The organism is Ulvibacter sp. 2305UL32-6 (assembly GCF_058148545.1).
The window spans coordinates 642009-668166 of sequence record NZ_JBYVKA010000003.1 but is presented as its reverse complement, the minus strand read 5'-3'; the positions used below and the strand labels follow the sequence as shown (position 1 = coordinate 668166).

Below are 26158 nucleotides of genomic sequence, written 5' to 3'. Positions count from 1 at the left end.
CAACAACTTTCAGTATATGATCTTACAGGTAAGTTGGTTCGTATAGAAGACCTAAGTGGTATGGGAGCAGAGAAGACTATAGACATTACAAACTTGCAAAGCGCAACATATATGTTTGTTCTTCAAAGCGACAACGCACAACTTGCAAAACAGATCGTGAAAGAATAATAAATTAGTTAGTGTAATTTGATTAAAGTCCTTTCTTTCTATTAATTGAGAGAAGGGACTTTTAAAATTAAGCTATGTTTCTAGTAAGAACTTACCAAGGGATTATATTATAAGTTTAGCCGCACAAAAAATATTGAAAAGCAAAAAACACCTAAGTTCTGAGATTTAACCGAAATAAAATTGACAAACTAATTAGCAATATTATTGGTAAATTTACTCTTATGAAACGTCATCTTTTTCTCACTTTCCTATTATTTAGCTCTTTTTTAAGTGCTCAAGAGAATGATATTGAAGAAATCATCCAATCATTAAAAATTAAAATAGAAAATTCTTCCGAGAACGAAAAATTGAAATGGATGGATAGTCTATCAAATGTTATTGCTTTTGATACTTCCTTTGAGAACGATTCAATTGTTAGAGCAACAAGATCATATGCCATTGCTATTGATTCTTTTAATATTGCAACCTATCAAACCTCAAATCTACTATATTATTTAAATATGAATGGAGAATCTTTAAAGGCTAAGGAGCTCTATTTAGCAAGTGAAAAGTATCTCTCAAAGGTTTCCGATAATAATATAAAAAGCAAGTTTTTTTTAGATGCTGCCAATACCTATTTCTACCTAAAGGAGCTCGAAAAGTCTCTTAGCCTTTACGATAGTGTTAGCTATTGGGCCAATAAAGAGAGCAATGAGAACTATATGGGTCGTTCAAAAATGGGCAAAGGACAGGTATATACAAATATGGGGAATTTTGGATTGGCCTCATTATCCTTGCAGGATGCTATACGCCATTTTCAGAAAACCAACAACACTGAATCTACTATTGGAGCCAGGAATTCCTTGACCATTTTATACAGTAAAAATAGATTTTTCGATGAAGCCAAGAAGGAACGAGAAGAAATCATTAAACTTTCTTTAGAAAAGAACGATTATACAAGCCTACCAATCATTTATTATAATGCCGCTGCAGACCATAACAAATTAAATAATCAAAAAGAACGGATCGCAAATTTGAAATTAGCACTTGAAGCCGCGCAATTATCAAATCATCCAGATTATTACGAACCTATAATGCTAACCGGACTGGTATTGGGGTATTCAGAGACCGATAGTCTTGCATTAGCAGAAAAATACTTAGATAGAATTGAAAATAATAAAGAAAAGTATACTTCGGGTCCTCTTAGAACCTTGTATATAGATGCCTTGAAATCATATTATTTTGCAAAAAAAGACTATCCAAAAGCAATTAAATACGGGGAGGAATATCTATCCATACAAAAGAAAGGAAAACAATATGAAGAAATTGAATTTGGAGAAGCCTTTTTATATAAACTATATCAGGCCATTGGTAATAAAGAAAAGGCTTTTGAACACTATAGACAGTACACAAAAATAAAAGATTCTATCGGTAATGCACAGAAAGTACGAGTGCTATCCTATTATCAAACCTTGTACGAAACTGAAAAAAGAGACCTTAAAATAAAAGCTCAGGAAAGTGATATTGCCTTATTAGACACTAAAAGTAGGCTTAAAAACCAATATATTATTTTAGGAAGTTTAGGTCTTTTTTCCGTTTTTGGGTTTGTGATGTTAAATCGGTCTCGCAAAGAAGCCAAAAAAAGACAATTACAGCAAGAGGTTTTCACTTCAAAACTATTAAACACGCAAGAAATTGAACGATCTCGTGTAGCCAAAGAACTCCATGACAGTGTGGGGCAAAAATTATTATTGCTAAAAAATACCGTTTTTATAAAGGACAATCTGCGAGAGGAAGAAATACATCTTTTAGATGAAACCATAAATGAGGTGCGAGAAATGTCACACAATTTGCACCCGTTTCAATTTGAAAAGTTAGGCCTGATCAAATCATTGGAAAATATGATCTCTGCTTTTCAGAAAAGCTCCCAGGTTTTTTATTCTTCGGAAATTGAAGATATCTCTGGACTTATTCCGAAGAAAAAAGAAATATTTATCTTTAGAATGCTTCAAGAGTGTATTACGAATGTGGAAAAACACTCCGAAGCCACAGCATGCCAACTTTCAGTAAAAACAAATGATGACTATGTCATATTTAAGGTCAAAGACAACGGAAAAGGATTCAAGCTGTTAGAAAAACTTGAAGAAACAGATAGTTTGGGGATGAAAACCTTACAAGAACGCTCACACTATATTGGAGCCATTTTTACGATAAATTCTAAAATTGGAAAAGGAACAACAATTCAAATAAAAATCCCCAAATCATGAATATCTCTATTGTTCTAGCCGATGATCACCCCTTATTATTAAATGGAACAGAGCAGTTTTTAAAAAATTTACGATTTAAAATTTTAGGTACTGCACAAGATGGTAATGAAGCCTATAATCAAATCGTAAAATACAACCCAGATATCGCCATTCTCGACTTTGATATGCCTAAATACAATGGGATTGAAGTGGCTAAGCTGTGTTTACAAAAAGAGCTTAAAACAAAAATAATTATTCTTACTCTTTACAAGCAAGAAGCCATTATTAAGGAAGTTGGAGATACAATACAAGGCTATATTTTGAAAAACGATGCTATGAGTGAGTTGAATCTTTGCATTGCGGAAGTTAACAAAGGCAACACCTATATTAGTAAAAACCTAAACGAAAACATTCATCTAAGCGAACCCATTCATTCCATTGATATTCTTACGGCTGCCGAAATGAAAATATTACGCTATTTGGCAAAAGACTGGTCTTCTTCTCAAATAGCCGATTCTCTTTTTATTTCAAAAAGGACCGTTGAAAAGCATCGCAGTAATATTATAAAAAAACTAGGAATTACCTCCTCTCAAAACGCTCTTTTACTATGGGTTCAAAAACATCCAGACTTATTCAGTACGTAGGTCTACGCATTTTTTTTAAAGGATTTTACTTATAGTTTTGGGTATGCGTCCTACTGAAAATATCCCTACAGAAGAAAATTATCTAAAAACACTATCTCTAAGTGAAATAGAGTTAGAGATTCTATATCATATTAAAAGCGGACTTACCTCTCGAGAAATTTCTTCCATTAGAGGCTGCTCAGCGCGAACCATAGAAAAACATCGAAGCAGAATTATCAAGAAATTAGGTATCAAGCCGCCTAATAATAATTTATTCGTGTGGATCATGAAGAACTTTCATCATTTCAATACGTAGTCAAGACATTTTATAAAATACTCTATAAAAATAATTTAGACCTACTAATTAAATCATGTGTCTGCAATCTAACAGCATCCCTTGATCTTTAAATTAAGATGTAGTCAGACTTGCTTCGGAAAATTCAAACACAAAAGGATATTTGCTTTAAAGCTTGGCTGGTACTCTAGTCGCTAGACTCTGTATAATGCTTTCAGATTTCCTGTCACAACTAAACGTCTTCAGAAAAATTTGGAAGGGTAAATGATTGTAAAAAGAGCTACTATAAAATGCTAGTCATTGCGGCACTCTTTCACTGGATTATGGAGTTGCAAGTAGGCCTTGCGCTCAATAAGACTTTTTCAAGATATATTTTTCACCTAAACACTTTAGATTCATAAAGGCCCAATTAAAATAAATTACTAAAGAACTGGTATGTTTAGATGAACTCAGATATCTTGAATCAGATAAATTAGCGTGTGTGATCGTGACATTAACTCATAGCACAATCATGTGATTCAGAATGTTTGTCATACCAAATAAGCATGTTTCTTGTGTTATACTAAAACGGGTAAAACCCTATTTAAAAACTAAGTTTTTACCTGACAATCAGTTAATTATAAAATATTAAGTTTGAACTAAATATTCTTTTAAATAACAAATTTGGCAAACGTTTTTCTTAATTAATAGCTACAATCATGAAAAATTACCTTTTTAAAAATATATGTCGCATATTATTAATAGTCCCTTTATTATATAGCTGTGAGCCCAAAGAAGATCCTAAAGATTCTCATGGGGTTGACGATCCTAAAGCAAAACTCTATAGAATGCTTATAGATAATGGTCAAGGTCAATTGACTCAAAAAAAATTTAATGGACGCATTGCGCTATTAGACTGGGAGAAAAATTTTGGCTCTGTGTCTCAAATTTCCCCGAATCAACAAGGAAATTACATAGCAGATTGGCAGTATAGGGATGGAAAAGTCTTTCGTTTTGTAGCTGGCCCAAATTTTAATACAATTAACCTTTTAAGTATTGATGAAGACGGCTCTATGAGCTCTGTTTTTGACCTAAATGGAGATGGCATAGCCGATTTAGTCGATATACGCCTGACAAATCGAGAACGTTTCACTTTCGCAACAGAGCAATTAGGGTTAGCCTTTTTTGAACTATGGTTGTTGGATAAAAACCCGTTATGTGAAGAGCAAAATATAGCAGGACTAGACTACCCACTTATTAATTGTGATAACGAAGAATCCTCTAATCCAGGGGGTCTTCCAGGTGGTGGGATAGTAGATTTAATTGAACTAATGTGCAGCGATTATTATAACATTGCTCGGAGTAGATTAGCCAATGTTGCGGCCTATGGATACGAAGACAATTATACAATTCGAGATCATGAAGGCAGTTACGAAGGAAGAGATATCACTCGACACGAACGAAACATAATTAATGGACCATTAGATTCAGAAGGCAGGCCATCTTCTATAACCCGAACAGATGTGTATACCGATTCTGAAGGAAATAATGTAGTCACCTTCAGAACACACATGACTTTCCAAGACGGTGAGGCCACAAGCGTAACGCAAGAACGATTTCTGGGCGACGGTCAGGGTACGAGAACGACTACCACAAAAAACCCCGATGGAACAACTACAACAACCCAAGAAACTTTTACTGCAGATCCGAATGACTATATTGACGATTGGGGAAATCAAAATCCTCCTGTAGGAACTCCAACAGGTAGTGAAACGAACAATCCGGGCCCTATTGATGGTCCTTTTGGTCCCGATAGTGATTTAGCATCATGGTGCGAATCTCATGTCCCATATGAAAGTGGCGCAGAGCGAGCAGCACGAAATGATCCAGCAGCTCTTAGAGTTTCTTGCGACGACCTTGTTGGTGGCGGGACAAGCAACGATTGTACCATTATCGAATGGGCCACCCCTGCCGACTTTAATGGGGTTTTAGAAGTTCCTAGTTCAAGTACTGGCTGTGGTCCTTTTCAAGAGCCTGGACCCGACGGAACCTGCGGAAACTCTAGTGCAGTTCAACGATTAAAAGGTTTAACAAGCGAAATTTTATCAGCGAACTTAGGCGAAATAATATTATGCAATCCAATTGTTTGTAATCCTCAAATTTAGCCTAATAAACTTGTATGATTAAGGACCAAAAACATAAAGCCACAAAGATGTGTGGTCTATAACTAAGTTGGGGTGAAAAATCAAGAACGCCGGCGAAATAAGCCGAGCGATGAGGAACCCTTGGTCCCTTCTTGCCCAAAGGGTATAAAACAAAAAAAACCGCACATTTGTGCAGTCTTTTCTTTTTTTGGCTCCTCCTATTGAGCTAGTATCGAACTGCAATCTGCTGATTTATAAATATAATATTAGTAAGCAGGCCTTAATTTAGAATCCTTTCAAAAATTTAAATATTATATCAGAAAACAAACTATTTTTTTGTAAATTGTTGATAAACAGCTTATTGTACGGAGTTGGATTTATATCTTGTAATCAGAGCAACAAAATGAATCAATTAAAATGTAAATTTTATCTCCTTTCTATTCCTCATAAAAAATAGTAACCTTAAAATTAGCAAAGATGAAAAAAACACTACTCACATTTGGATTATCATTATTTGTACTCTCCAACCTCTTGGCACAGGAGTTCTGTCATGCTCCTTCATTAAATAATCACAATCAATTGGAAAGTTTTAAGAGCGCAACTGATTATTCAAACTATTCATTTTGTATAACTTTGTATGTACATGTGATTCGCAAAGACGATGGTTCTGGTGGTCAAACTCCATCAGGCGTCAATAGTACATTGCAATATTTAGAAGATGCTTTTACCCCTCATCAAATTTTCTTTGACACAAGCAATGGTATCAACTATATTGATGATTCTACCTTATACAATTCACCCTCAAGTATTATGAGTATAACTACACATGATCATTCTGATGGAGTGGATATGTATTTGTTTGACAATAGTGTTAATCATCCCATTTCGGGAGGAGGGTATGGACTCACTGCAGGAATCGGGGTTTCCTCAAAATTCCTGGTTACAGGATCGTATACGGGAATTCCCTTTTATCCAATCGCACAATCCTTTGTAGTTGCACATGAAATGGGTCATGTCTTGAACTTATACCATACACGTCATGGAACTGTTAGTGAGACTGGAGATCCGAGTCAATGTCCAGAACTAGTAGATGGAAGTAATGGAACAACATGTGGAGATTACTGTGCAGACACTCCCGCAGACCCAGGTATGAATTACAATATTTATCTTTCTACATGCACTTGGTTGGGTAGTGGTACTGATGAAAACGGAGATCCATATGATCCAGACGAGCTCAACATCATGGGACAAACCCATCCTCAATGCATGGAATACTTTACCTCCGATCAAAAATCTAGAATGAAAAACGCAATGGTTTCTAAATTACATTTAGCAAGTGCGTCAGTTTACTCAAATAGTATCTTATACCCATGTGGTTTAAAATCTCCTGAAATTATGGTGTATCCCAACCCTGCAAACAAGCAATTACATATTTCGCCGAGATTAAAAACTTCCGCTTATTATTCATATTCACTTTATAATGGATATGGAATACGTGTGAGTTCTGGTAAAAATATTATGGAACTAGAATCAATAGATACTTCTAGTTTACCTCAAGGTATTTATTTTTTACGCATCACTATAAACAATGAAATAACAATTAAACAGATACATATTCAGCGTTAGTAATAATAGTATGTGGTTATTAAACCATCTGAAATTAAAATCATGCAATACATTTTATAAATTAACCAGATTTTATTCAATGAAGAAGCCCACTCAAATTGAGTGGGCTTCTTATTGTATTTATTCTTAAATACCGGTGTGGCAAACCGTTCCCCTGTTCTTCTACCATCCCTAAAGTATTAAACAAAAAGAGCCGTACTTTCGTACAGCTCTTTCTTCTTTCAGCTCCTCCTCTTGGGCTCGAACCAAGGACCCTCTGATTAACAGTCAGATGCTCTAACCAACTGAGCTAAGGAGGAATTTCATATAGAAAATTAAAAGGTCTTACCCTTTTAGCTTGCTTACCTTTATAAACCATTAAAAGCTTAGGCGCGTAAGCGGACGCAAATATAAATTATTTTTAATCTGTCGCAAAAATAAAGTTTATTTTTTTTAATTAAATAACCACCTATAAATATCGTTCCCGTTTGCAAATAATACCAAGGCAATTAACAAGAAGAATCCAACCATTTGCGCATACTCCATAAACTTGTCATTTGGCTTACGTCCAGTAACCATTTCATAGAGCAAAAACATCACATGACCACCATCTAAAGCCGGAATTGGCAGAATATTCATAAACGCTAAAATGATCGATATCAGGGCCGTAGTGTGCCAAAATGCTACCCAACTCCATACCGGAGGGAATAAATTACCAATGGCTCCAAAACCTCCTACTTGGGTAATACCTTCGGAAGTAAAAACATATTTAAACTGTGAAATATAATCGCGTAAGATATCATAACCGTATTGCACTCCTCGTGTAATACTTTGTCCGAAAGAATACGTTAAATGTGTTTCTCCTAACAACGACCGATCAAAATCAACACCTATCTGACCCGTTTCCGTAGGTTTTATGTCAAAAGCAAGCGTGTTTCCATCTCTAGAAACCATTATATTACTTACCGAATCCCCTTTTGCCTTTACTTTTTGTGAAAGCTCATGCCAATATTGAATAGGCGCACCATTTACCGCTGTAATAACATCACCTTTTTCTAAACCTGCCTTATATCCCGGATAGTCAGTCAGCACCGTGTCTATAACAGGATCAACCAAAGGGACAAATGGTTTTAATACACCAGCCTGAAACATGGTCGAGCCAATATCTTCGGGAAGCGAAATTGTCTCCGTACTACCATTTTCATGAATTACCTCTACACTTTCAACTCCTCTTAAGAAAAGATATTTATTGATTGCTTCAACATCTTTAAAATCTTCGCCATTCACTTTTAAGATACGATCTCCATCCTGAAAACCATAGGTCTTAAATGATTCTTCAACAGCAAATCCTTTAGGGAGATCTTCATTGGTCGTTATATACTCACCGTTATAGAACATCAGTCCGATGTAAATAAGCATCCCAACAATGATATTTACTGTAACACCACCTAACATAATGATAAGACGTTGCCAAGCCGGTTTACTTCTAAATTCCCATGGCTGCGGTGGAAGCGCCATCTGTTCCTTATCCATGCTCTCGTCGATCATCCCAGAGATCTTGACATAGCCACCTAATGGTAACCATCCAATTCCGTAGACCGTGTCACCGATTTTCTTTTTGAATAAGGCAAATTTTACATCGAAGAAGAGAAAAAATTTCTCAACCCGTGTTTTAAAGATTTTAGCTGGAATAAAGTGTCCTAATTCATGTAGAACGATTAATAAGGATAAGCTCAATAATAGCTGAATAGCTTTAACGGCAAATGGACTCATATATATAGATATAAAATGCGATTCTTTTTGATACTAGCCACACTGCAAAAGTGAGACCTTTTTAATACAACTGCCAAAACAACAGTCTGAGCAGTAAAATAAACGCCAAAAGTAACCTTTTATGACGTCCTAAAAAAATAATGCTCTTCTTAGTACTTTCTTCTGAAATTATTTAACGAATGCCATTCGTATTTTCATAATTTAGGTGGTAATTTTGCTGAAATACTTCTTCAATGTTTTCTTTCTTTTCAAAATATAAACCACTCGCCATTGTGCTTTTGGTTCTTTCCATTATCATAATTTCTATTATATATTCTATACTCAAACCAACCGAAATCCTCCCCGTATTTCAACCAGCACAAGTAAATGCCGAAATGGTCGACAGCACAATGCAACACATTAAAAAATATCATACGGTCGCAAATTTTGAGTTAACCAATCAAAACGGAGAAAAAATCACACAAGCCAATTACGAAGACAAGATCTATGTAGCCGATTTCTTTTTTACCACCTGCCAAACCATTTGCCCTATCATGACCGATCATATGGTTAAGATTCAGCAAGAGATTCGTGATGATGATGATATTTTACTTCTATCGCATACCGTAATGCCAGAAGTAGACAGCGTGGCTCAACTTAAAAAATACGCCCGCGAAAAAGGTGTTGATTCTAAAAAATGGAATCTTGTAACAGGCGACAAAAAACAGATCTATGAGCTCGCACGGAAATCCTATCTGGCCGCAAAAGATGATCCTTATTCACCCTATGATCTAATACATACTGAAAATTTTGTACTTGTTGACAAAAAGAAACGTATTCGTGGTTTTTACGATGGAACCGATCCAGAATCAATTGAAAAACTTCTAAAAGATATCAAAATCTTAAAGGCAGAAGAGTAGACAGCAATTTTAAACTTAAATCTTTTTGCAGCTCCATATTTTACTGTACTTTTGTCTTGTTTAAAATCAATCTAAATAACAAATGTGGACCATAGCTTCGCTTAAAAAAGGACAATGCGGCATCATAAAAGAGTTTTCAGTAGATGTTGTACCGCTTAAATTACTAGAAATGGGTTGTCTGCCTGGCAACATCGTTACTCTTGTACAAACAGCTCCTTTTCAAGATCCACTCTACCTTAACATTAACGGAAGCCATCTTGCGATTCGCAAAGAAACAGCCTCTCAGATCGAGATCGATATTATTGATCCCCAAACAATTATTCCAGAATAAAGTCTATGGCAAAGCAGATCAATGTCGCACTTATTGGAAATCCAAACACAGGAAAGACCTCTGTATTTAACAGACTAACTGGTCTGAATCAAAAAGTAGGAAATTACCCAGGTATTACAGTAGAGAAAAAACAAGGGATCTGCAAATTACCTCGCGGTATTAAAGCACATATTTTAGACCTCCCAGGAACCTATAGCCTTAACGCATCCTCCCTAGACGAGAATGTGGTTATTGAACTACTTTTAAACAAAAATGACAAAGACTACCCCGATGTGGCCGTTGTGGTCACCGATGTCGAAAATTTAAAACGAAACCTTCTCCTTTTTACACAAATTAAAGACCTGGGAGTCCCTACCATTCTAGCCATTAATATGGCCGATAGAATGAAAAGGAAAGCAATTACTATCGACATTGCATTGTTGGAAGAAAAGCTAGAAACCAAGATCGCACTTATTAGTTCTCGAAAAAATGAAGGTTTTGAGCAGCTAAAAGAATTTATTGCACATCCATCTAGACTCTCAACAAAACCTTGCCTTAACGCTTCAGTAATTGCACCTGCCTATTTTGATCGCCTGCGCAAAGCTTTCCCAAACCAAGATCTTTATAAATTATGGTTGGTGATCACTCAAGATGTTAACTTCGGAAAATTAGACCGAAAAGAACTCAAAGGCGTAGCTAGTTTTAAAACAGAATCTGTTAGCAACCTAAAACGCCTTCAGCAAAAAGAAACTATTGCGCGCTACCAATTTATCAATGGCGTCCTTAAAGAAACGCTTATTATTGACACCGCCAATGCCAAAGATCTTCGCAGTAAATTAGACCGCGTTCTCACTCATAAAGTCTGGGGTTATGTGATCTTCTTCGGAATTCTACTCCTTATTTTTCAGGCTATTTTCGACTGGAGTAGCTATCCAATGGACTTTATTGATAGCTCATTCGCGTCGCTTAGTGAATGGCTAAAAAGAAGTATGCCGCCAGGTGATTTCACAAATTTACTAGCCGAAGGCATCGTCCCTGGCTTGGGCGGAATCGTGATCTTTATTCCGCAGATCGCTTTTCTATTTTTCTTTATTGCCATCCTCGAAGAAACAGGCTATATGAGCCGCGTTGTATTTTTAATGGATCGCGTTATGCGACGTTTTGGTTTAAGTGGAAAAAGCGTTGTGCCTCTTATAGCAGGTACTGCATGTGCCATTCCGGCAATTATGGCTACCCGAAATATAGAAAACTGGAAAGAACGCTTGATCACTATCTTAGTAACCCCGTTTACCACTTGCTCGGCGCGACTCCCTGTCTACCTTATTATCATTGCCTTGGTAATTCCCGAGCAACGTGTATTGGGCATTTTTACCTTACAAGGACTTACACTAATGTTTATGTACCTCCTCGGATTCGGCGCAGCGATCGTATCGGCATGGTTACTAGACAAAGTGCTAAAAATTCGTAGTAAAACATTTTTTGTTGTGGAAATGCCCAATTATAAGCTTCCATTGCCGAAAAATGTATTGATCACGGTGATCGAAAAAACAAAATCGTTTGTACTTGGTGCTGGAAAGATCATTCTAGCAATCTCTGTTGTGCTTTGGGTACTAGCATCCTATGGTCCTGGCGATTTTAAAAATGCCGCCTCCATTGTTAAAGCTGAAACCTCGAGCCAGCAACTTTCCGAAGAAGAACTTGAAACACGTGTAGCTTCCTATAAATTAGAACATTCTTATATCGGGATTCTTGGTAAAGGTATTGAACCCGCTGTTCGTCCGTTGGGATACGACTGGAAAATTGGTATTGCTATCCTTAGCTCCTTTGCGGCTCGCGAAGTATTTGTGGGAACATTAGCGACCATTTATAGTGTTGGAAGCGAAGAAGAGGAAACCATCAAAAACCGTATGGCAGCCGAAGTTAATCCTATCTTAGGAACTCCACTTTTCAATTTTGCCAGTGGCGTATCACTCTTGTTGTTTTACGCGTTCGCAATGCAATGCGTAAGTACTCTGGCGGTAGTTCGCCGTGAAACAAATAGCTGGAAATGGCCTATGTGGCAACTCTTTGTAATGTCGGCAATAGCATATATTGTTGCGCTTGGCGCCTATCAAATACTTAAATAATCCTTATCTTTATACAATGCAAACAACTCTTGTACTTATCACCTTTTTATTCGCTGCAGGCTATTTGATAAAAAAGTTTGCGTGGACACCCATTTTTGAAAACCGACAAAAACTTCCTAAGAGTTTAGATGGGGGCAAGGCGAAATGCGGCAAAAAAGACTGTGGCTGCCATTAAAAAATGCTGTTTCGTTTACTTCGGAAATAGGACGCTCCTAGTTTTTGCGTTTTCCCACGATCAAAACGTATTCCCGCTCTCCTGTTTCGTCTATCGAAGGATAGGGTGTTAATGCCATTCCGTAGTACATATAGCCGCCTAGACTACTAATATTGTTTTGCTTATTCTGATTAAAGATCAATTCTTGCTGAACAACAGTTGAACTATCTTCAGAAATTTCAACCCTGATTCTCGCTCTTCCCGCCCAAACACAATCTGTGTATTTTGGGCAACGACTATCCTCTAAAACTTCCACAAAACGAATTTGTAAGGTATCGATCTGAACTGTTTCACCCAATGCTACCTTGATGCCAATTTGAGGTACTTCAATAGGCTGCTCTTGAGCAGTTAAAATACCATAGCTACACAGTAAACTCAGAATTATAAAAAGGTTTTTCATGATACTTAATTTTTAATATTGAAGGTATAGAGAAAACAGTGCCAAAAACTTCCGAAGAAAAAAGTTATCCTCTAAATAAGAAGAAATCATCCTTCATTTGCTCAATATGCTCATCCTTGTTCGTGATAATATACTGTAGCGCACGATTGGTAAAATCGGTTCCCTTTTCAGTAAGTGAAACCAGATCGCCTTCAATTGCGATCATATTGTTCTTTAATGCCAATTCAAGTACGGTTTGTGCGCGTACCTTCTGCCAATTGATATGTTCACGCAAATGATTAATATGGCGTTCATTTTCTTCGGAATGATTATTCAAATGAAGCAGAAAGGTGATCAAAGAGACCTCAGTTCGTTGTTGTTTTTGACGATACATGACCGACAAAAGACCCTTTTTAGGAGCGAATAAGTAAACCAATAAAAATACCACGCCTAATACGGTGGTCATTGATCCTGAAATAGAAGCATCTAAAAAATGGGCCAACCAATAACCCACAATGGCCGAAAAAACACCAAAAAGAATAGACAATAACAACATCTTTTTTAGATCGCTAGTGAGTAAATACGCAGCCGCAGCAGGCGCGATCATTAAAGCCACAACTAATATGGCACCAACCGCATCAAAGGCTCCAACAACAGTTACTGAAGAAATTGACATAAGTCCGTAGTGCATGATCACTGGTGAAAAACCCAGGGCAGAAGATAATCCTGCGTCAAATGTAGACACCTTTAATTCTTTAAAGAACAAGAAAAGCAGCGTTAGCGTTATCAATAAAACGCCGCCCATCAGCCAAAGTGATTTTGGTCCCACATCTGCTCCAAAAAGCATAAACCGATCAAAGGGAGCAAAGGCCAATTCTCCTAGTAATACCGCATCTACATCCAAATGCACGTCATTGGCATTTTTGGCAATTAGAATAACTCCAATACTAAACAAAGCGGGAAATACGAGCCCGATGGCCGTATCTTCTTTTACCAAACCTGTCTTTTGAATGGCTTCAACCAAAATAACGGTAATGACCCCTGTTACTGCAGCCATCAAGATAAGCAACGGTGAATTGAGATCGTGTGTGATAAAAAAGCCTAAGACGATCCCAGGCAGAATAGCGTGACTAATAGCATCACTAATTAGCGCCATTTTCCGAAGCACTAAAAAGACCCCAGGAATGGCACAGGCGATTGCTACGACCGCAGCGATAAGTTGTATTTCTATTTGCGGACTATTCATCGTTTGGTTTTTGAGTGTACAAACTTTGCGCTTCTTCGTAGCCGTGTTGTGTCAATGACCACTGCTGTCCTTGAAGCGTTATCCATTCTTTTTCTTCCAATTCCTTTAGCGACTTCTTTGTAAATCCATGAAAGTTATTTAAGATCTTAATAGCATGTGGATGGGAGATATTTTGATGATTTTTAGCGATGCCATACATAAATTGCAATGTTTTTTTAAGCTGAAGGTCTCTTCGATTACTTCGGAAACGGATCTCTCTAAATAAGAGTCCGCGGCCAGGCGAGAAAATAAACGACACCAACACAAAAACAGTGGCTACCAAAACAATTACCGGCCCCGTTGACAGATTATTCTCGCTAGCGCTAATTGCTGTCCCTACAACGCCAGAAAATGCTCCAAAGATCGCTGCTAAGAATACCATAACACCTAAACTATTGGTCCATTGACGAGCGGCAGCAGCTGGCGCCAACAACATCGCACTCATTAAGACCACTCCTACTGTTTGTAGCCCAAGTACAATAGCCAAAACAATAAAAAAGGTGATTAGAATATCTATAAATCGGGTGTTAAATCCTAAGGTTTTGGTATAGTCTGCATCAAATAAAAGAATCTTAAATTCTTTCCAAAAAAGAAGTAAAATGACAAGACTAATTCCTGTCACTATAACCATTAATGTAACATCCTTTTCAACTAATGTTGCCGCTTGTCCGAAGAGATACTTATCTAATCCCGCCTGATTGGCATTGGGTTGCTTTTGAATAAAGGTTAGCAATAACATTCCGAAGCCAAAAAAAAGCGAAAGAATAAGACCTAAAGCTGTATCGCTTTTTAAATGTGTTTTCTTGGTAATTCCACGGATCCAAAAAGTTCCTATTAAGCCGCTAACCAAGGCACCTAATAACAAAACGTTGGTGTCTTTTGCTCCTGTGATCAAAAAAGCCAAAGCAATTCCGGGTAAGGCAGCATGCGAAATAGCATCACCTAGCAAACTCTGCTTCCGAAGCACAGCAAAACTTCCCAACATGCCACAAATAGCTCCCAATACAGCCGTCCCCAAAGTAATAGTTCGTAGGGTATAATCGGTGAATAGCAATTGGAAGTATTCCGTAATAGTCATTATTTGTTAATCGCTACTTTATAATTAATTCCGTAGGTCTTCGTCAAGTTATCATCATTAAAAATTTCCTTCACTGGTCCTGCAGCAATTTTCTTTACGTTTAAAAAGGTAACCCAATCAAAATATTCTGGAACTGTTTGCAGGTCATGATGTACAACTACCAAGGTTTTTCCCGCTTTCCGAAGTTCCTTTAAAATATTAATAATCGCAATTTCGGTAGTGGCATCAACGCCTTGAAAGGGTTCGTCCATAAAATAAATAGACGCATTTTGCACCAGCGCTCGTGCCAAGAACACACGTTGTTGCTGTCCGCCGCTCAACTGACTAATTTGCCTATTCTTAAAAGATAACATTCCAACTTTCTCTAAAGCCTCTAAGGATGCTTTTTTTTCTTTTTGCCCTGGGCGTTTGATCCAGCCTAGACTTCCGTAGGTTCCCATCATAACTACATCGATAGCTGTAGTAGGAAAATCCCAATCTACACTCCCTTTTTGCGGTACATAAGCCACCAACTTTCGTTGCTTTTCATAGGGTTTTCCTAAGATCGTAACACTTCCGGCAATAGGTTTGATGATCCCTAGAATCGATTTTATTAATGTCGATTTCCCTGCCCCGTTTGGCCCAACAATCGCCATAAGAACACCTTCAGGCACTTCCAGGTCAATATCCCACAAAACAGGCTTATAGTTATAGGCTACTGTAAGATCATCTACTTGTACGGCGAACTTTTTTTCCATATTATTTTAATGAACTAACAATGGTGTTGACATTATGCCGAAACATACCTAGGTATGTTCCCTCAGGGGTTCCGGCGTTTCCTAAGGCATCACTATAAAGTGAACCACCAATAACAACTTCGGCACCTTTAGAACGTACGGAGGCTTGTAATGCTTCAATAGTTCTACGCGGAACCGAGCTTTCCACAAAAATGGCTTTCACTTTATTTTCAATAATAAAATCTGACAATCGCTGTACGTCTTGCACTCCAGCTTCGGTTGCTGTAGAAAGCCCCTGAAGTCCGACCACTTCAAAATCGTATGCTTTTCCGAAGTAATTAAAAGCGTCATGTGCTGTTACCAAGATTCTTTTTTCCTTCGGAAGTGTAGCAATTGTAGCTTTTACCTCTGCTTCCAGGGCATCTAATTTATCAATATATGTCTCTTTATTTTGTCTAAAAAAATCGGCATTTTTAGGATCTGCTTCAGCTAAAACATCGGCTGTTTTTTCAGCGAACTGTTTGAAATAGGAAATATCAAACCACACATGCGGATCGTAATTGGAGGCAAAATATTCGGAGCCGATCAAGGTGCTTTTATCGATCACTTCGGCCAAAGCGACCTGTGTTTTGCTCGTCGATTCCATTTGTTCAAAAACCTCAACCAATTTTCCTTCTAAGTGCAGTCCGTTATAAAAAATAACATCAGCATTATATAATTTGGAGACATCGCCTTCACTGGCCTTATATAAGTGTGGATCTACACCAGCACCCATTAGACCATTGACTTGTATAGAATCTCCTCCAATATTTTTTACAAGATCGGTAAGCATGGTTGTTGTAGTGACCACTTGGAGTTTATGCGATTTGTTGGAATCATTTTTACAGCTAAAAAAGCTTGTCAAAACGAACAAAAAAAGTATTTTTTTCATGTTAATTGGTTTGAACATAAAGGTTTTCGGCTATTTTTTTAGAGATAAAAAACTGATCTCTTCCTACTTGAATGACCATCGAATCGTCAAAGAATTCTTTTCCAAGAACGTTGATCTTCGTTCCAATACTAATGGCTTTTTTATCTAAATACTGAAGAAATTCTCCGCTAGACTCTTTTACACCAACACATACCCCGCGTTGACCCTTATCGAGTTCCGACAATAATTTTTTTTCTGTGGTCTTAACATTTCCGTGTCTATCTGGAATGGGATCCCCATGTGGATCAAAATCTGGATTTCCCAAAAACCGATCTAAACGCGTTACGAGTTCATCGCTTTGAATGTGTTCTAGTTGTTCGGCGATATCATGTACCTCATCCCAATGAAAATTTAGTTTTTCCACTAAAAAAACCTCCCACAAGCGGTGTTTCCGAATTACATCTGCAGCAATACGGCGTCCCGTTGGTGTCAACAAGGCCCCGCGGTATTTTTTATAGGAGAGCACTTCCTTTTCGGCCAGCTTTTGAACCATGTCGGTTACCGACGAAGGCTTTGTTTCCATAACTTCCGCTATGGCATTGGTACTTACCTCGCCTTGAATTCGATGTTCTAAATGGTAAATGGTCTTGAGATAATTCTCTTCTGTAGATGAAAACATGCTACAAAGATACCAATTATTTTTACGGTAGGGTAATTATATTTTTAGGCTAGTCTAAAAATTAGAACACAATAGAGTCTATTTGGCCAAATTTTTACAAATGAAGCCGATAGGTTATTCAAACAACAAGTAGAAATTTAAAATCCGCGTTCCTTTTGAAGCTGCTCATACGCCTCTTGCACTTTTCTGAACTTTTCTTCTGCGCCCTTTTGATACGCCTCATCCATATGCTGTAGTTTGTCTGGATGATACTTTTTTGCCATTTCGCGATAGGCTTTTTTAACTTCCGTATCTGTAGCCGTTCGCTCGATCTCTAGAATTTTATATGCACTATCCGGATTTTTAAAGAACATTGCCTTGATACTTTCAAAATCGCGTGCCATGATGCCTAAAAAGCCTGAAATACGCTTGATCTCTGCTACCTCTGGCGCAGCAACATGACCATCGGCATTTGCAATACTAAATAAAAAGTGGAGAATTTGCAGGCGTGACTCGTAGCGTGTTTTACTTCGTAATAGCGAGCAAATATTTTGAGCAGATATCGTTCTGTTTTTAATTACATCATTAAAAACTTTAAACGTTGCGTTGGCGCGTTCCTTTCCGTAGGCTTGTACAAAATACTGACGTACATAGTCTAATTCACTTTGGTTTACCGTACCATCGGCCCGAATAACTAAGGAAGCCAAAGAAAGAAGATTCAATTCAAAATCGGCTGGCGTGACTTGCTCACTGCGTTGCTGACCAAAAATAGGCCGCTGACGCTGCCCTGTCGTTCCTTTTTTAGTCATTAAGCTATCAATAATGCTTCCAATCACAAAACCTGCAATAGCACCTGGAAAGCGATAAATCCAATATCCAACAACGGCTCCTACCCAACGTATCATACTCTTTAAAAAATTTAAGTTACAAAGATAAGTAAACCACTACCTGTATTTGTTACGCTTTCGTCAAAGAATTCTCCGCATTCGCACTTAGGGTGTTTTTTTTTAATAGTACATATTTGCGATTTCCTTAACACCCACACAGACAAGAATCATCTACAAAATGACTATCTTTGCAGTACGATTTTTAATACTTAAAATATTTAGATATGTATCCACCAGCATTAGTTAAACCCATGCGCGAAGACCTTACCAATATAGGTTTCGAAGAATTATATACAGAACAGGACGTTGCAAATGCTTTAGCAAAAGAAGGAACCACCTTGGTTGTAGTAAACTCGGTTTGTGGTTGTGCAGCCGCCAACGCACGCCCAGGAGCAAGAATGTCGCTTCAAAACACCAAGAAACCAGATCATTTAGTCACTGTTTTTGCAGGTGTTGACGTTGAAGCTGTTGATGCCGCACGTGCTCAAATGATGCCTTTTCCACCAAGTTCACCGTCTATGGCGTTGTTCAAAAATGGAGAATTGGTTCATATGTTAGAACGTCATCACATTGAAGGACGCTCGGCAGATATGATCGCCGAAAACCTTAAAGGGGCTTACGACGAGCTTTGCTAAACTAGCATAACATAAATTTATACGACCGTTTTCATTTCTTTGGAAACGGTTTTTTTATACTTTTGAAGTATGACAAAAATACTAGCCTATCCCTTATCGGTGATCTATTTTATTTTCTTCGGAATGGCCCTAGTTATTTTTCACCCCATTCAGTGGATTACATTGAATGTCTTCGGTTACAAGGCCCACAAAACCGCTGTAGATTGGTTGCAATTTTCGCTCTTACGCTGCCAAAATATCTTAGGGACGCGCTTTACCTTCAGAAACAAATACACTATTGACACAGACCAGCCAGTGATCATTGTTTCGAACCATCAAAGCATGTTTGATATTCCGCCCATCATCTGGTTTTTTAGAAAACACCATCCTAAATTTATTTCAAAAAAGGAACTCGGACGCGGAATTCCGAGTGTTTCTTACAACTTGCGCCATGGTGGTTCTGTACTTATTGATCGGAAAAAGCCCGCGGAAGCCGTTGCTGCTATCAAAAAGTTTGGCGCTTCGGTTGAAAAAAATAAATGGGGCGCAGTGATCTTTCCCGAAGGTACCCGAAGTAGGGATGGACATCCAAAACCATTTCAAACCAAAGGCTTATTAACACTTTTTGCTGAAATTCCTTCTGCAACCGTGATTCCCATTACGATTAATAATTCATGGAAAACAATTCGCTACGGAAAGTTTCCTATGGGACTTGGTTCACATATTACCATTGATGTGCATAAACCATACAAGGTTAGTGAATACAATGCTTTAGAACTTATCGCTACCATTGAAAAACAAATTACTGAAGCCATTGTTGTATGATCTTTTCTGAAACCGAGCAAACCGTAATTGATCATACCATCCATTTCGTAAAAGCAACACTTCAAGGCGCCGAAGGTGGTCACGATTGGTTTCATATTGAAAGGGTCTATAAAAATGCCCTTTTGATTACTTCAGAAATGCCTTCGGAAGAAAGTAAAGCCAATCCTTTTGTTGTCGCCTTAGGCGCGCTATTGCACGATATAGCCGACTCAAAGTTTTATGGTGGCGATGATACTATTGGACCAAAAAAAGCCGATACGTTTTTAAAGACACAAGCTGTTTCCGAAGAAATACGCAAACAGGTCGTTAAGATCATTGAAAATGTTTCATTTAAAGGCGGAAATACAGCCAAAACACATGATTCAATCGAGTTGGATATCGTACAAGACGCAGACCGACTGGATGCTTTAGGCGCTATTGGAATAGCTAGAACGTTTAATTATGGCGGCTTTAAAAACAGACCGCTTTACGATCCCGAGATCCTTCCAAAAGTAAACATGTCTGCTTCCGAATATAAGGCCTCCAATGATCCAACGATCAATCATTTTTATGAAAAATTATTACTGCTAAAAGATAAGATGAATACCGAGACAGCTAAAAAGATCGCAGTAAATCGTCATGAATTTATGGAGCAATTCTTAGCGCAATTCTACGAAGAATGGAACGGTAAAAAATAAAAATGCCTGCTCAAACAAACGTTTGAACAGACACTTTCGGTTGGTTAAGTTGTGCTTCCTATCCTTTTATAGGTGTAGTTTTTTCTACTTTTAAGTGTTGTGCAAAAAAGCCCATCATCGCTTGATACAACTCTAAACGGTTTTCTTCCTTTCCAAAACCATGTCCTTCATCATACTTTACCATATACGGAACGGCTACTCCGCGTGCACGCAAACTTTCAACGATCTGATCTGCTTCATTGATGTTCACTCGCGGATCATTTGCACCTTGCACTACAAATAATGGCTTGGTGATCTTATCAACGTGTAAAGCTGGTGAAATCTCTTCCATAATCGCCTTTTCTTCTGGATTGTTTGGGTTGTACCAGATTTTTTCCATCAAAGCACGATACTTTTCCCAATAGGGAGGAAAGGTATCCATAAACGTAAATAAGTTACTTACACCTACATAATCAACGCCACAAGCGTATTTTTCAGGTGTTTTGGTCATTCCTCGCAATACAGCATAACCCCCGTGGCTTCCACCGTAGATCGCTACATTGTCTTTATCGACCATTCCTTGTTCGATCACATAATCTACACCATCTTCAACGTCATCCATGGCTTTTCGGCCAATCTGACCAAAGCCTGCCTTTAAGAATTCTTTTCCGTAGCCACCCGAAACTCTAAAGTTTACGTGTAGCGTAGCATATCCGCGGCTTGCAAATAATTGCGCCTCTGGGTTAAAACCCCAAGTATCACGAAGTCCTTGTGGACCACCATGTGGATTTACAATTAATGGAACCTGTTGTCCTTTTTTGTATCCCGTAGGAAGTGTGATATACCCGTGAATTTTGAGTCCGTCGCGACTTGTAAACGAAATAGGCTTCATTGAAGCCATATCTTCAGCTTTCAAGTGTGGTAACAATTTGTACAAAAGTGTCACTGTATCTTTCTTGGTATCGTACACATAGTACTCTCCAACGATCTTATCACTAGTAACAGCAACTAAATATTGATCTTCTTCATCGGTACGATCTACGGTATAAAATTGCTTGTCTCCAAACTCTTTCTTGAGGCGATCATATACTTTTTTATACGCCTTACTTTGCGGAATGATCTTCGTTTTCTCTCCAGTATACGAGAAATAGTCAACCTCGTAGTTACGTTTCCGCGAAAGCGAGATCCCTGAAACATCAAACGTATCATTGCTGAAAACAGTTTTGATCTTCTTATTCTTTTTAAGATCATATAGTTGAATTTCTAGCTTATCGGTTCCTAAGTTAGAAAGTACATACGCATCATCTGGATTTTCTGTATTTGGATTGAACGAGCTAATTGCAAAGGTGTCTCCAAATTCAGTTATAAGTATTGACTTAAACTCACCATCTATATTGTATAATATTTCAGATTTGATCCCGTCAACAATACGGTTTACAGCCCGCAAGTTTCCTTTGCGGTCAAAGTTATAGCCACTTACAGGTGGTTCACCTTCAGCAACGGTATAAAGCTTTGTAGCCTCTCCTGTATTCACATTTAGGCGATAAGGTTCTTCCTGCTGTAAATTGTCTTTGTTCATTTGCACGATCACGTGATCTTCGTCCTCTTTTAGACCGGCAATAATATTTACACGAACGCCATCATAAGGCGTAAGCTCCTTTTTATTGGCTCCCGAAATATCGACTCCAAACAAGTGATAGTTTTCATCGCCACCTTTATCTTGTAAATATAAAAGACGGTCGTTATTAACCCACGTATAACCTCTAATAAGATCTTCTTCCTGCTTGATAAGTAGTGTTTCTTGCTGAGTTTCTGTGCTTTTAATAAAGAGATCCCGCTCGCCAGTATCGCGGCGTTTCATATATGAAATGTATTTACCATTGGCAGATAGCTGAAACGAAAAGGCTTCAGGTGTTTTAAAATAATCGGCTACGGAGTATTTGTATGAACCGGTTTCCATGGCGCCCAAGGCACTCATTTCTGCATCGGTAGAAGGTAGGGATGTGTTTCCTGGCTTTGTCTTCACAGTTTTCTTTAAGTTTAGCGGGTATGATTGCCCCATTTGCTCGTACGTTCCCTCAATACCTGCTTCGGAAAGCGTTCCTGAATATTTCATTTTCAGTTTAGCAGAAGTGATGGTCACGTTTTGATCTTCCAAAATTACGGTATCCATTTCAATTCCGGTAGCTCCTTGCATAGGAACATCCATTGTGGCTGTTAATCCTTCATCGGTTTGACTAAAGTTGTAAATTAGTTCCATTTCCATCCCTTGTACTTGTAGCGTTCCGCTATAAGATCCATTAGGAGTTTGTGCCTGCATCACGGTTGCAAAAGCCATGGCGATACAGATTGTAAATAAGTGATATAGTTTTTTCATAGTTGTTGTTTTTTAGTGGTTCGTTTAAAAAATTGAGATGACAAAGTTGAATACTAATTCTGCGATTGTTATCATGATATTTTCGGTTTAAAAGATTAATGAAATACATAGGTATATAGCGATTCCTGCAATAATTCCTATGCCAAATTTGATGAGTTGAATTCGTTTTACGGTTTTATTTTTTTGTGCCATATACCAACTGTTAGTGATTAAAATTGCTGTGGAGATAAAAAGCAATGATGAAATAAATCCATATACCCCATCCAATTGCTTCTGACCATCTGTTTTGTTTTGCTGTGTTTCTCATATCGGTTTATTTTTAGTTCCCAGTTGTTTTGGGAGTGTGATTGTTTTCTGAAGCAAACTTGCGAGATAAATCACCTATATAAAAAGGAAGCCTCCCTAGTTTTGGAAAAATAGGGGACTTTAAAAATGACGTCGTGCGTTGTAAATAAAGGGATTTGGTGTTATTTCCGAAGAAAAATAAAAGGAAGATCGCCACAACCCTAAATTTATAAATTTAGGTCGTAAACGCGTGATTTAAGCTATATTTTTGATCTCCTTGATATAGAATGAAGGATTAAGCCCGGTGTCTTTTTTAAAGTATTTAGTAAACGAATCTGCACTCTTATAACCGAGTTCTTCGGCGATAGATTGAATGCTATACGATCTAAAAATGACATCATTCTTTAGACGAACGATGGCGTAGTTAATTCTAAGATCGTTGATATAGGTATTAAAATTCTTTCCGTAGTGCGCATTGATCACTTTAGAAAGATACGATGTATTGGTATTGATCTTTTTGGCAACATTATACGAATTACAATCTTGCTGTAAGAAATATTCTTTTGCCTCCAATTTTTTGAGTCCATCGAGAATATGCTGTTTGGTCTCTTCCGGCACATCACTGCTATTTTTTTCTTCTAAAACCGCATCTCGTGTATCAATAATATCTTTGGATTGCTCTGCTTTTTTTATCTTCTGAAGAAGCGCTTCAAACTTTGCCTCATTCTGCTTTTTTGTTCGGTAGAATTTCAGAAGAAAGAATAACAAGACCAAAATAATGACCGAAGCCCCTAATAATAGATAGGTTATATAATTTTGGCTCTTTTCTTTTTCAATTTTAAGTGCTTCAAAATCGCTTTTAAACCGTGTGCGTTCTTCTTCTAGAAAAGCCTCTTTAGCATCGGCTTTCATTTCAACAAAGCGCTCTTGTGTTGTCAAATATTTTTCAAAATAGTAACTCGCACGTTCAAAATCGCCTGTCTGCTTGTAGGCCTCCGCCAATTTTTCATAATAATCATCCATAAAACCCTCTTCTTCGGGTTTCACTTGGTAATTATCTAGTGCTTGTTGTAAAATTCGGATGGCATTTGGGTAATTTTTAGCAGCAATATCAACTGAACCCAAGCTGTAGGCCTTATTTAAATACAGTAGATCATAATCTACCGCACAAATACTATAGGCTTTCTCAAAATTCTTTCGTGAACTGACAAAATTATTTTCTTTAAGATCGATTTCGGCTTGCACTAAAAATCGGTACGACTGGTAACAACTATCGACCTCTTTAAGTGAAAGTTCATTAATCTTTGCCGCGTATTTTTTAACCGAATCGAGAGCATCTTCCTGAAGAAATGACGTAACCAATCTCGTATATCCATAAATTAGCGTTCCGTTCTTAACAGCCTCGGTGTAGGTTGTGTCCAGAGGCTTATTCTCGTAAATCTCTAAGGTTTTTTTTCGAATGGCTCTTGAATCTTCATAAGATTCTCCCATTTCCATCACATCGGCTATTTTATTAAGCGCCCTTTCACGCATCCTTTCATCGCCGTGTTCTTCAGCAAGATCTAAAGCCTGGTTATAAAGCCCTAAGCGAGTCTTCATCGTGGTTGCGATTAGCTGCATATCTCCAGCAAATAGATAAGATCTTATCTCTAAAGTTACCAAGTGATTGGCTTTCGCAAAATCGATCATCTCATAGGCAACCTGATTTGCTTCTTTAAAATTGCGTCTCAGATAGTGCGTGCTCGCTTTTGCCTCCAGCCCTATCCACTCATTTTCAGGATCACCTTCCTTTTGCGCCTTTAAAATATAGGCTTCTACTGCGACCATGGCCTTAGAGAAGTCTGAAAAGCGATAGGTGTCTATAGTGTCTTTAATACTTTCAAAAGGCAGATCAACAAGCGCTCCTGATTTTTGAGAAAAACCCGTAGCAATGATGGCAAATAACAAAAAAGACAAACAATACTGTTTCATGACTAATAAGTAGCGTTTTAAACACAATTGTAACGCTTTTGCAAATATATCATTTAAAAAAGACGCGTTTGCGGGTTTTTAAGCTGAAGATAATGTGAACCTTCTAAGGCAGTGAGCTTCTTATCCTTTAAATATTTTCTTCGCGCCAATTGCATGGTATCCTTAATTTGTGTTGCAATGGTTCCTTCCCCACGCATACGTCGTCCCCAATGGCTGTCGTTGAGATTTCCGCCGTGGCATTCAGCGATCTGATTGAGAATTCGTTGCGCCTTATTTGGAATCGTATTATGTGCCCAATCGGTGAAGATCTCACCTATTTGCCCGTTAAGTCGGACCACCGTATAGGCAACCTCTTGGGCTCCTGCTTCGGCCACACGTTTTACCAAAGGAAGAATTTCGTGACTGTTAAGCGAAGGAATGATGGGCGCCATCATGACGCGTACTGGAATATTGTTTGCCGAAAGTACCTCAACCGCCTTTAGACGCTGCTTAATGGTTGCCGTTCTTGGTTCCAGCAATCGTCGTGTTTCTTCGGAAAGAGAGGTGATCGAAATATTCACCTGAATAATGTTCAGTTTTGCCATTTCCGAAAGGATATCCAAGTCCCGAAGAATGAGACTGTTCTTGGTAATGATCCCTGCAGGATGTTTCCATTTTAGCATTACTTCCAAACATTTCCGCGTGATTTCCAATTTGCGTTCTATGGGCTGATAGCAGTCTGTATTGCCCGAAAAAACAATGGGATGTGGCTCCCAAGATTTCTTCGTGATATGATGTTCTAATAATTTTGGAGCACCTTTCTTTACCAAGATCTTGCGCTCAAAGTCTAATCCTGGGCCGTAACCCCAATACTGGTGGCTATTACGCGCATAGCAATACACACAACCATGCTCGCAACCTTGATACGGATTGGCAGAAAAGCCCATACCAACGTCGGGACTATCTACTTTATTGACAAAAGTTTTCGGGAAGATGTCTAAATATTCGGTGGTGTTTTTTTCAGGCGCATCTCCTTCTTGCGCACAATGATTTAAGTAATCATCACGAAGCTCGTGCGACAGCTCGAAAAATTTATTGTGAATTTTCTTTTGGGCACCACGGCCCTTTTGATAGGTATCTGACAAAGTGAATTGAATCTAGTGAAGCACTAAATTAA

General features: G+C 38.0%; 23 protein-coding genes and 1 tRNA gene. 12 read left to right on the top strand and 12 right to left on the bottom strand.

Annotated elements, in window-relative coordinates; genetic code table 11:
* The 6 genes from ACY2RU_RS12760 to ACY2RU_RS12735 all read left to right on the top strand — a co-directional run.
* A partial coding sequence (locus tag ACY2RU_RS12760) for a T9SS type A sorting domain-containing protein (RefSeq protein WP_490138857.1) occupies nt 1–168 on the top strand: 168 nt, incomplete at its 5' end.
* Nucleotides 169–389: 221 nt separating this feature from the next.
* Complete coding sequence (locus ACY2RU_RS12755) at nt 390–2414, top strand: sensor histidine kinase (protein WP_490138846.1); 2025 nt, start codon at nt 390–392, stop codon at nt 2412–2414.
* Complete coding sequence (locus ACY2RU_RS12750) at nt 2411–3037, top strand: response regulator (RefSeq protein ID WP_490138845.1); 627 nt, start codon at nt 2411–2413, stop codon at nt 3035–3037. The genes ACY2RU_RS12755 and ACY2RU_RS12750 overlap by 4 nt, the downstream gene beginning before the upstream one ends.
* 43 nt (nt 3038–3080) lie before the next feature.
* Nucleotides 3081–3332: a helix-turn-helix transcriptional regulator gene (locus ACY2RU_RS12745; RefSeq protein ID WP_490138844.1), complete on the top strand. Its 252-nt coding sequence runs from the start codon at nt 3081–3083 to the stop codon at nt 3330–3332.
* Nucleotides 3333–4009: 677 nt separating this feature from the next.
* Complete coding sequence (locus tag ACY2RU_RS12740) at nt 4010–5455, top strand: hypothetical protein (protein ID WP_490138843.1); 1446 nt, start codon at nt 4010–4012, stop codon at nt 5453–5455.
* A gap of 456 nt (nt 5456–5911) precedes the next feature.
* Entirely contained in the window at nt 5912–7060 is a 1149-nt protein-coding gene (locus tag ACY2RU_RS12735; protein ID WP_490138842.1) for a zinc-dependent metalloprotease, read from the top strand.
* Between the two features lie 225 nt (nt 7061–7285).
* Here the strand turns inward: ACY2RU_RS12735 and ACY2RU_RS12730 are convergent.
* Together ACY2RU_RS12730 and rseP are read right to left on the bottom strand one after the other, a co-directional pair.
* Nucleotides 7286–7359 (bottom strand) — tRNA-Asn (locus ACY2RU_RS12730).
* A gap of 133 nt (nt 7360–7492) precedes the next feature.
* Nucleotides 7493–8812, bottom strand: coding sequence for an RIP metalloprotease RseP (gene rseP / locus ACY2RU_RS12725; RefSeq protein ID WP_490138841.1), 1320 nt, complete (start codon nt 8810–8812; stop codon nt 7493–7495).
* Between the two features lie 233 nt (nt 8813–9045).
* Between rseP and ACY2RU_RS12720 the strand changes: the two genes are divergently transcribed.
* From ACY2RU_RS12720 to feoB, 3 genes are all read left to right on the top strand, one after another.
* Nucleotides 9046–9711, top strand: a complete 666-nt coding sequence (locus ACY2RU_RS12720; RefSeq protein ID WP_490138840.1) for an SCO family protein — start codon at nt 9046–9048, stop codon at nt 9709–9711.
* An 82-nt stretch (nt 9712–9793) separates the two neighbouring features.
* Complete coding sequence (locus ACY2RU_RS12715) at nt 9794–10042, top strand: FeoA family protein (RefSeq protein WP_490138839.1); 249 nt, start codon at nt 9794–9796, stop codon at nt 10040–10042.
* A 5-nt stretch (nt 10043–10047) separates the two neighbouring features.
* Nucleotides 10048–12147 carry a ferrous iron transport protein B gene (gene feoB / locus ACY2RU_RS12710; RefSeq protein WP_490138838.1) on the top strand — a complete coding sequence of 700 codons (2100 nt, stop codon included), beginning with the start codon at nt 10048–10050 and terminating at the stop codon, nt 12145–12147.
* Nucleotides 12148–12359: 212 nt separating this feature from the next.
* Here the strand turns inward: feoB and ACY2RU_RS12705 are convergent, their stop codons facing one another.
* The 7 genes from ACY2RU_RS12705 to ACY2RU_RS12675 all read right to left on the bottom strand — a co-directional run bounded on the left by ACY2RU_RS12705 (nt 12360) and on the right by ACY2RU_RS12675 (nt 18292).
* A complete protein-coding gene (locus ACY2RU_RS12705) occupies nt 12360–12761 on the bottom strand; it encodes a hypothetical protein (RefSeq protein WP_490138837.1) in 402 nt (133 codons plus the stop codon).
* A gap of 64 nt (nt 12762–12825) precedes the next feature.
* Nucleotides 12826–13986, bottom strand: coding sequence for a metal ABC transporter permease (locus ACY2RU_RS12700; protein WP_490138836.1), 1161 nt, complete (start codon nt 13984–13986; stop codon nt 12826–12828).
* A complete protein-coding gene (locus tag ACY2RU_RS12695; protein WP_490138835.1) occupies nt 13979–15103 on the bottom strand; it encodes a metal ABC transporter permease in 1125 nt (374 codons plus the stop codon). The genes ACY2RU_RS12700 and ACY2RU_RS12695 overlap by 8 nt, the downstream gene beginning before the upstream one ends.
* Entirely contained in the window at nt 15103–15840 is a 738-nt protein-coding gene (locus tag ACY2RU_RS12690; protein WP_490138834.1) for a metal ABC transporter ATP-binding protein, read from the bottom strand. The genes ACY2RU_RS12695 and ACY2RU_RS12690 overlap by 1 nt, the downstream gene beginning before the upstream one ends.
* A 1-nt stretch (nt 15841) precedes the next feature.
* On the bottom strand, nt 15842–16750 hold the full coding sequence (locus tag ACY2RU_RS12685; RefSeq protein ID WP_490138833.1) for a metal ABC transporter solute-binding protein, Zn/Mn family: 909 nt from the start codon (nt 16748–16750) through the stop codon (nt 15842–15844).
* A 1-nt stretch (nt 16751) separates the two neighbouring features.
* Nucleotides 16752–17408 (bottom strand): metal-dependent transcriptional regulator, encoded by a 657-nt coding sequence (locus ACY2RU_RS12680; RefSeq protein WP_490138832.1) that lies wholly within the window; start codon nt 17406–17408, stop codon nt 16752–16754.
* Nucleotides 17409–17545: 137 nt separating this feature from the next.
* Nucleotides 17546–18292 (bottom strand): TerB family tellurite resistance protein, encoded by a 747-nt coding sequence (locus ACY2RU_RS12675; RefSeq protein WP_490138831.1) that lies wholly within the window; start codon nt 18290–18292, stop codon nt 17546–17548.
* Between the two features lie 206 nt (nt 18293–18498).
* Here ACY2RU_RS12675 and ACY2RU_RS12670 point away from each other — a divergent pair, with 206 nt between their 5' ends.
* From ACY2RU_RS12670 to ACY2RU_RS12660, 3 genes are all read left to right on the top strand, one after another.
* Nucleotides 18499–18909, top strand: coding sequence for a BrxA/BrxB family bacilliredoxin (locus tag ACY2RU_RS12670; RefSeq protein ID WP_490138830.1), 411 nt, complete (start codon nt 18499–18501; stop codon nt 18907–18909).
* Nucleotides 18910–18978: 69 nt separating this feature from the next.
* Nucleotides 18979–19713 (top strand): lysophospholipid acyltransferase family protein, encoded by a 735-nt coding sequence (locus ACY2RU_RS12665; protein ID WP_490138829.1) that lies wholly within the window; start codon nt 18979–18981, stop codon nt 19711–19713.
* On the top strand, nt 19710–20390 hold the full coding sequence (locus ACY2RU_RS12660; RefSeq protein WP_490138828.1) for an HD domain-containing protein: 681 nt from the start codon (nt 19710–19712) through the stop codon (nt 20388–20390). The genes ACY2RU_RS12665 and ACY2RU_RS12660 overlap by 4 nt, the downstream gene beginning before the upstream one ends.
* A gap of 58 nt (nt 20391–20448) precedes the next feature.
* On the opposite strand, the gene ACY2RU_RS12655 is transcribed toward ACY2RU_RS12660, so the two are convergent.
* The 3 genes from ACY2RU_RS12655 to ACY2RU_RS12645 form a co-directional block, all read right to left on the bottom strand.
* Nucleotides 20449–22746, bottom strand: a complete 2298-nt coding sequence (locus ACY2RU_RS12655; RefSeq protein ID WP_490138827.1) for an alpha/beta hydrolase family protein — start codon at nt 22744–22746, stop codon at nt 20449–20451.
* Nucleotides 22747–23286: 540 nt separating this feature from the next.
* Complete coding sequence (locus ACY2RU_RS12650; protein WP_490138826.1) at nt 23287–25002, bottom strand: helix-turn-helix domain-containing protein; 1716 nt, start codon at nt 25000–25002, stop codon at nt 23287–23289.
* Nucleotides 25003–25055: 53 nt separating this feature from the next.
* On the bottom strand, nt 25056–26126 hold the full coding sequence (locus tag ACY2RU_RS12645; protein WP_490138825.1) for a PA0069 family radical SAM protein: 1071 nt from the start codon (nt 26124–26126) through the stop codon (nt 25056–25058).
* Nucleotides 26127–26158: the final 32 nt, after the last annotated feature.

Excerpts from the sequence above, each read along its gene's own strand:
- ACY2RU_RS12755 (WP_490138846.1), top strand. The coding sequence starts at position 390 with ATGAAACGTCATCTTTTTCTCACTTTCCTATTATTTAGCTCTTTTTTA.
- ACY2RU_RS12750 (WP_490138845.1), top strand. The coding sequence starts at position 2,411 with ATGAATATCTCTATTGTTCTAGCCGATGATCACCCCTTATTATTAAAT.
- ACY2RU_RS12745 (WP_490138844.1), top strand. The coding sequence starts at position 3,081 with ATGCGTCCTACTGAAAATATCCCTACAGAAGAAAATTATCTAAAAACA.
- ACY2RU_RS12740 (WP_490138843.1), top strand. The coding sequence starts at position 4,010 with ATGAAAAATTACCTTTTTAAAAATATATGTCGCATATTATTAATAGTC.
- ACY2RU_RS12735 (WP_490138842.1), top strand. The coding sequence starts at position 5,912 with ATGAAAAAAACACTACTCACATTTGGATTATCATTATTTGTACTCTCC.
- rseP (WP_490138841.1), bottom strand. The coding sequence starts at position 8,812 with ATGAGTCCATTTGCCGTTAAAGCTATTCAGCTATTATTGAGCTTATCC.
- ACY2RU_RS12720 (WP_490138840.1), top strand. The coding sequence starts at position 9,046 with ATGTTTTCTTTCTTTTCAAAATATAAACCACTCGCCATTGTGCTTTTG.
- ACY2RU_RS12715 (WP_490138839.1), top strand. The coding sequence starts at position 9,794 with ATGTGGACCATAGCTTCGCTTAAAAAAGGACAATGCGGCATCATAAAA.
- feoB (WP_490138838.1), top strand. The coding sequence starts at position 10,048 with ATGGCAAAGCAGATCAATGTCGCACTTATTGGAAATCCAAACACAGGA.
- ACY2RU_RS12705 (WP_490138837.1), bottom strand. The coding sequence starts at position 12,761 with ATGAAAAACCTTTTTATAATTCTGAGTTTACTGTGTAGCTATGGTATT.
- ACY2RU_RS12700 (WP_490138836.1), bottom strand. The coding sequence starts at position 13,986 with ATGAATAGTCCGCAAATAGAAATACAACTTATCGCTGCGGTCGTAGCA.
- ACY2RU_RS12695 (WP_490138835.1), bottom strand. The coding sequence starts at position 15,103 with ATGACTATTACGGAATACTTCCAATTGCTATTCACCGATTATACCCTA.
- ACY2RU_RS12690 (WP_490138834.1), bottom strand. The coding sequence starts at position 15,840 with ATGGAAAAAAAGTTCGCCGTACAAGTAGATGATCTTACAGTAGCCTAT.
- ACY2RU_RS12685 (WP_490138833.1), bottom strand. The coding sequence starts at position 16,750 with ATGAAAAAAATACTTTTTTTGTTCGTTTTGACAAGCTTTTTTAGCTGT.
- ACY2RU_RS12680 (WP_490138832.1), bottom strand. The coding sequence starts at position 17,408 with ATGTTTTCATCTACAGAAGAGAATTATCTCAAGACCATTTACCATTTA.
- ACY2RU_RS12675 (WP_490138831.1), bottom strand. The coding sequence starts at position 18,292 with ATGATACGTTGGGTAGGAGCCGTTGTTGGATATTGGATTTATCGCTTT.
- ACY2RU_RS12670 (WP_490138830.1), top strand. The coding sequence starts at position 18,499 with ATGTATCCACCAGCATTAGTTAAACCCATGCGCGAAGACCTTACCAAT.
- ACY2RU_RS12665 (WP_490138829.1), top strand. The coding sequence starts at position 18,979 with ATGACAAAAATACTAGCCTATCCCTTATCGGTGATCTATTTTATTTTC.
- ACY2RU_RS12660 (WP_490138828.1), top strand. The coding sequence starts at position 19,710 with ATGATCTTTTCTGAAACCGAGCAAACCGTAATTGATCATACCATCCAT.
- ACY2RU_RS12655 (WP_490138827.1), bottom strand. The coding sequence starts at position 22,746 with ATGAAAAAACTATATCACTTATTTACAATCTGTATCGCCATGGCTTTT.
- ACY2RU_RS12650 (WP_490138826.1), bottom strand. The coding sequence starts at position 25,002 with ATGAAACAGTATTGTTTGTCTTTTTTGTTATTTGCCATCATTGCTACG.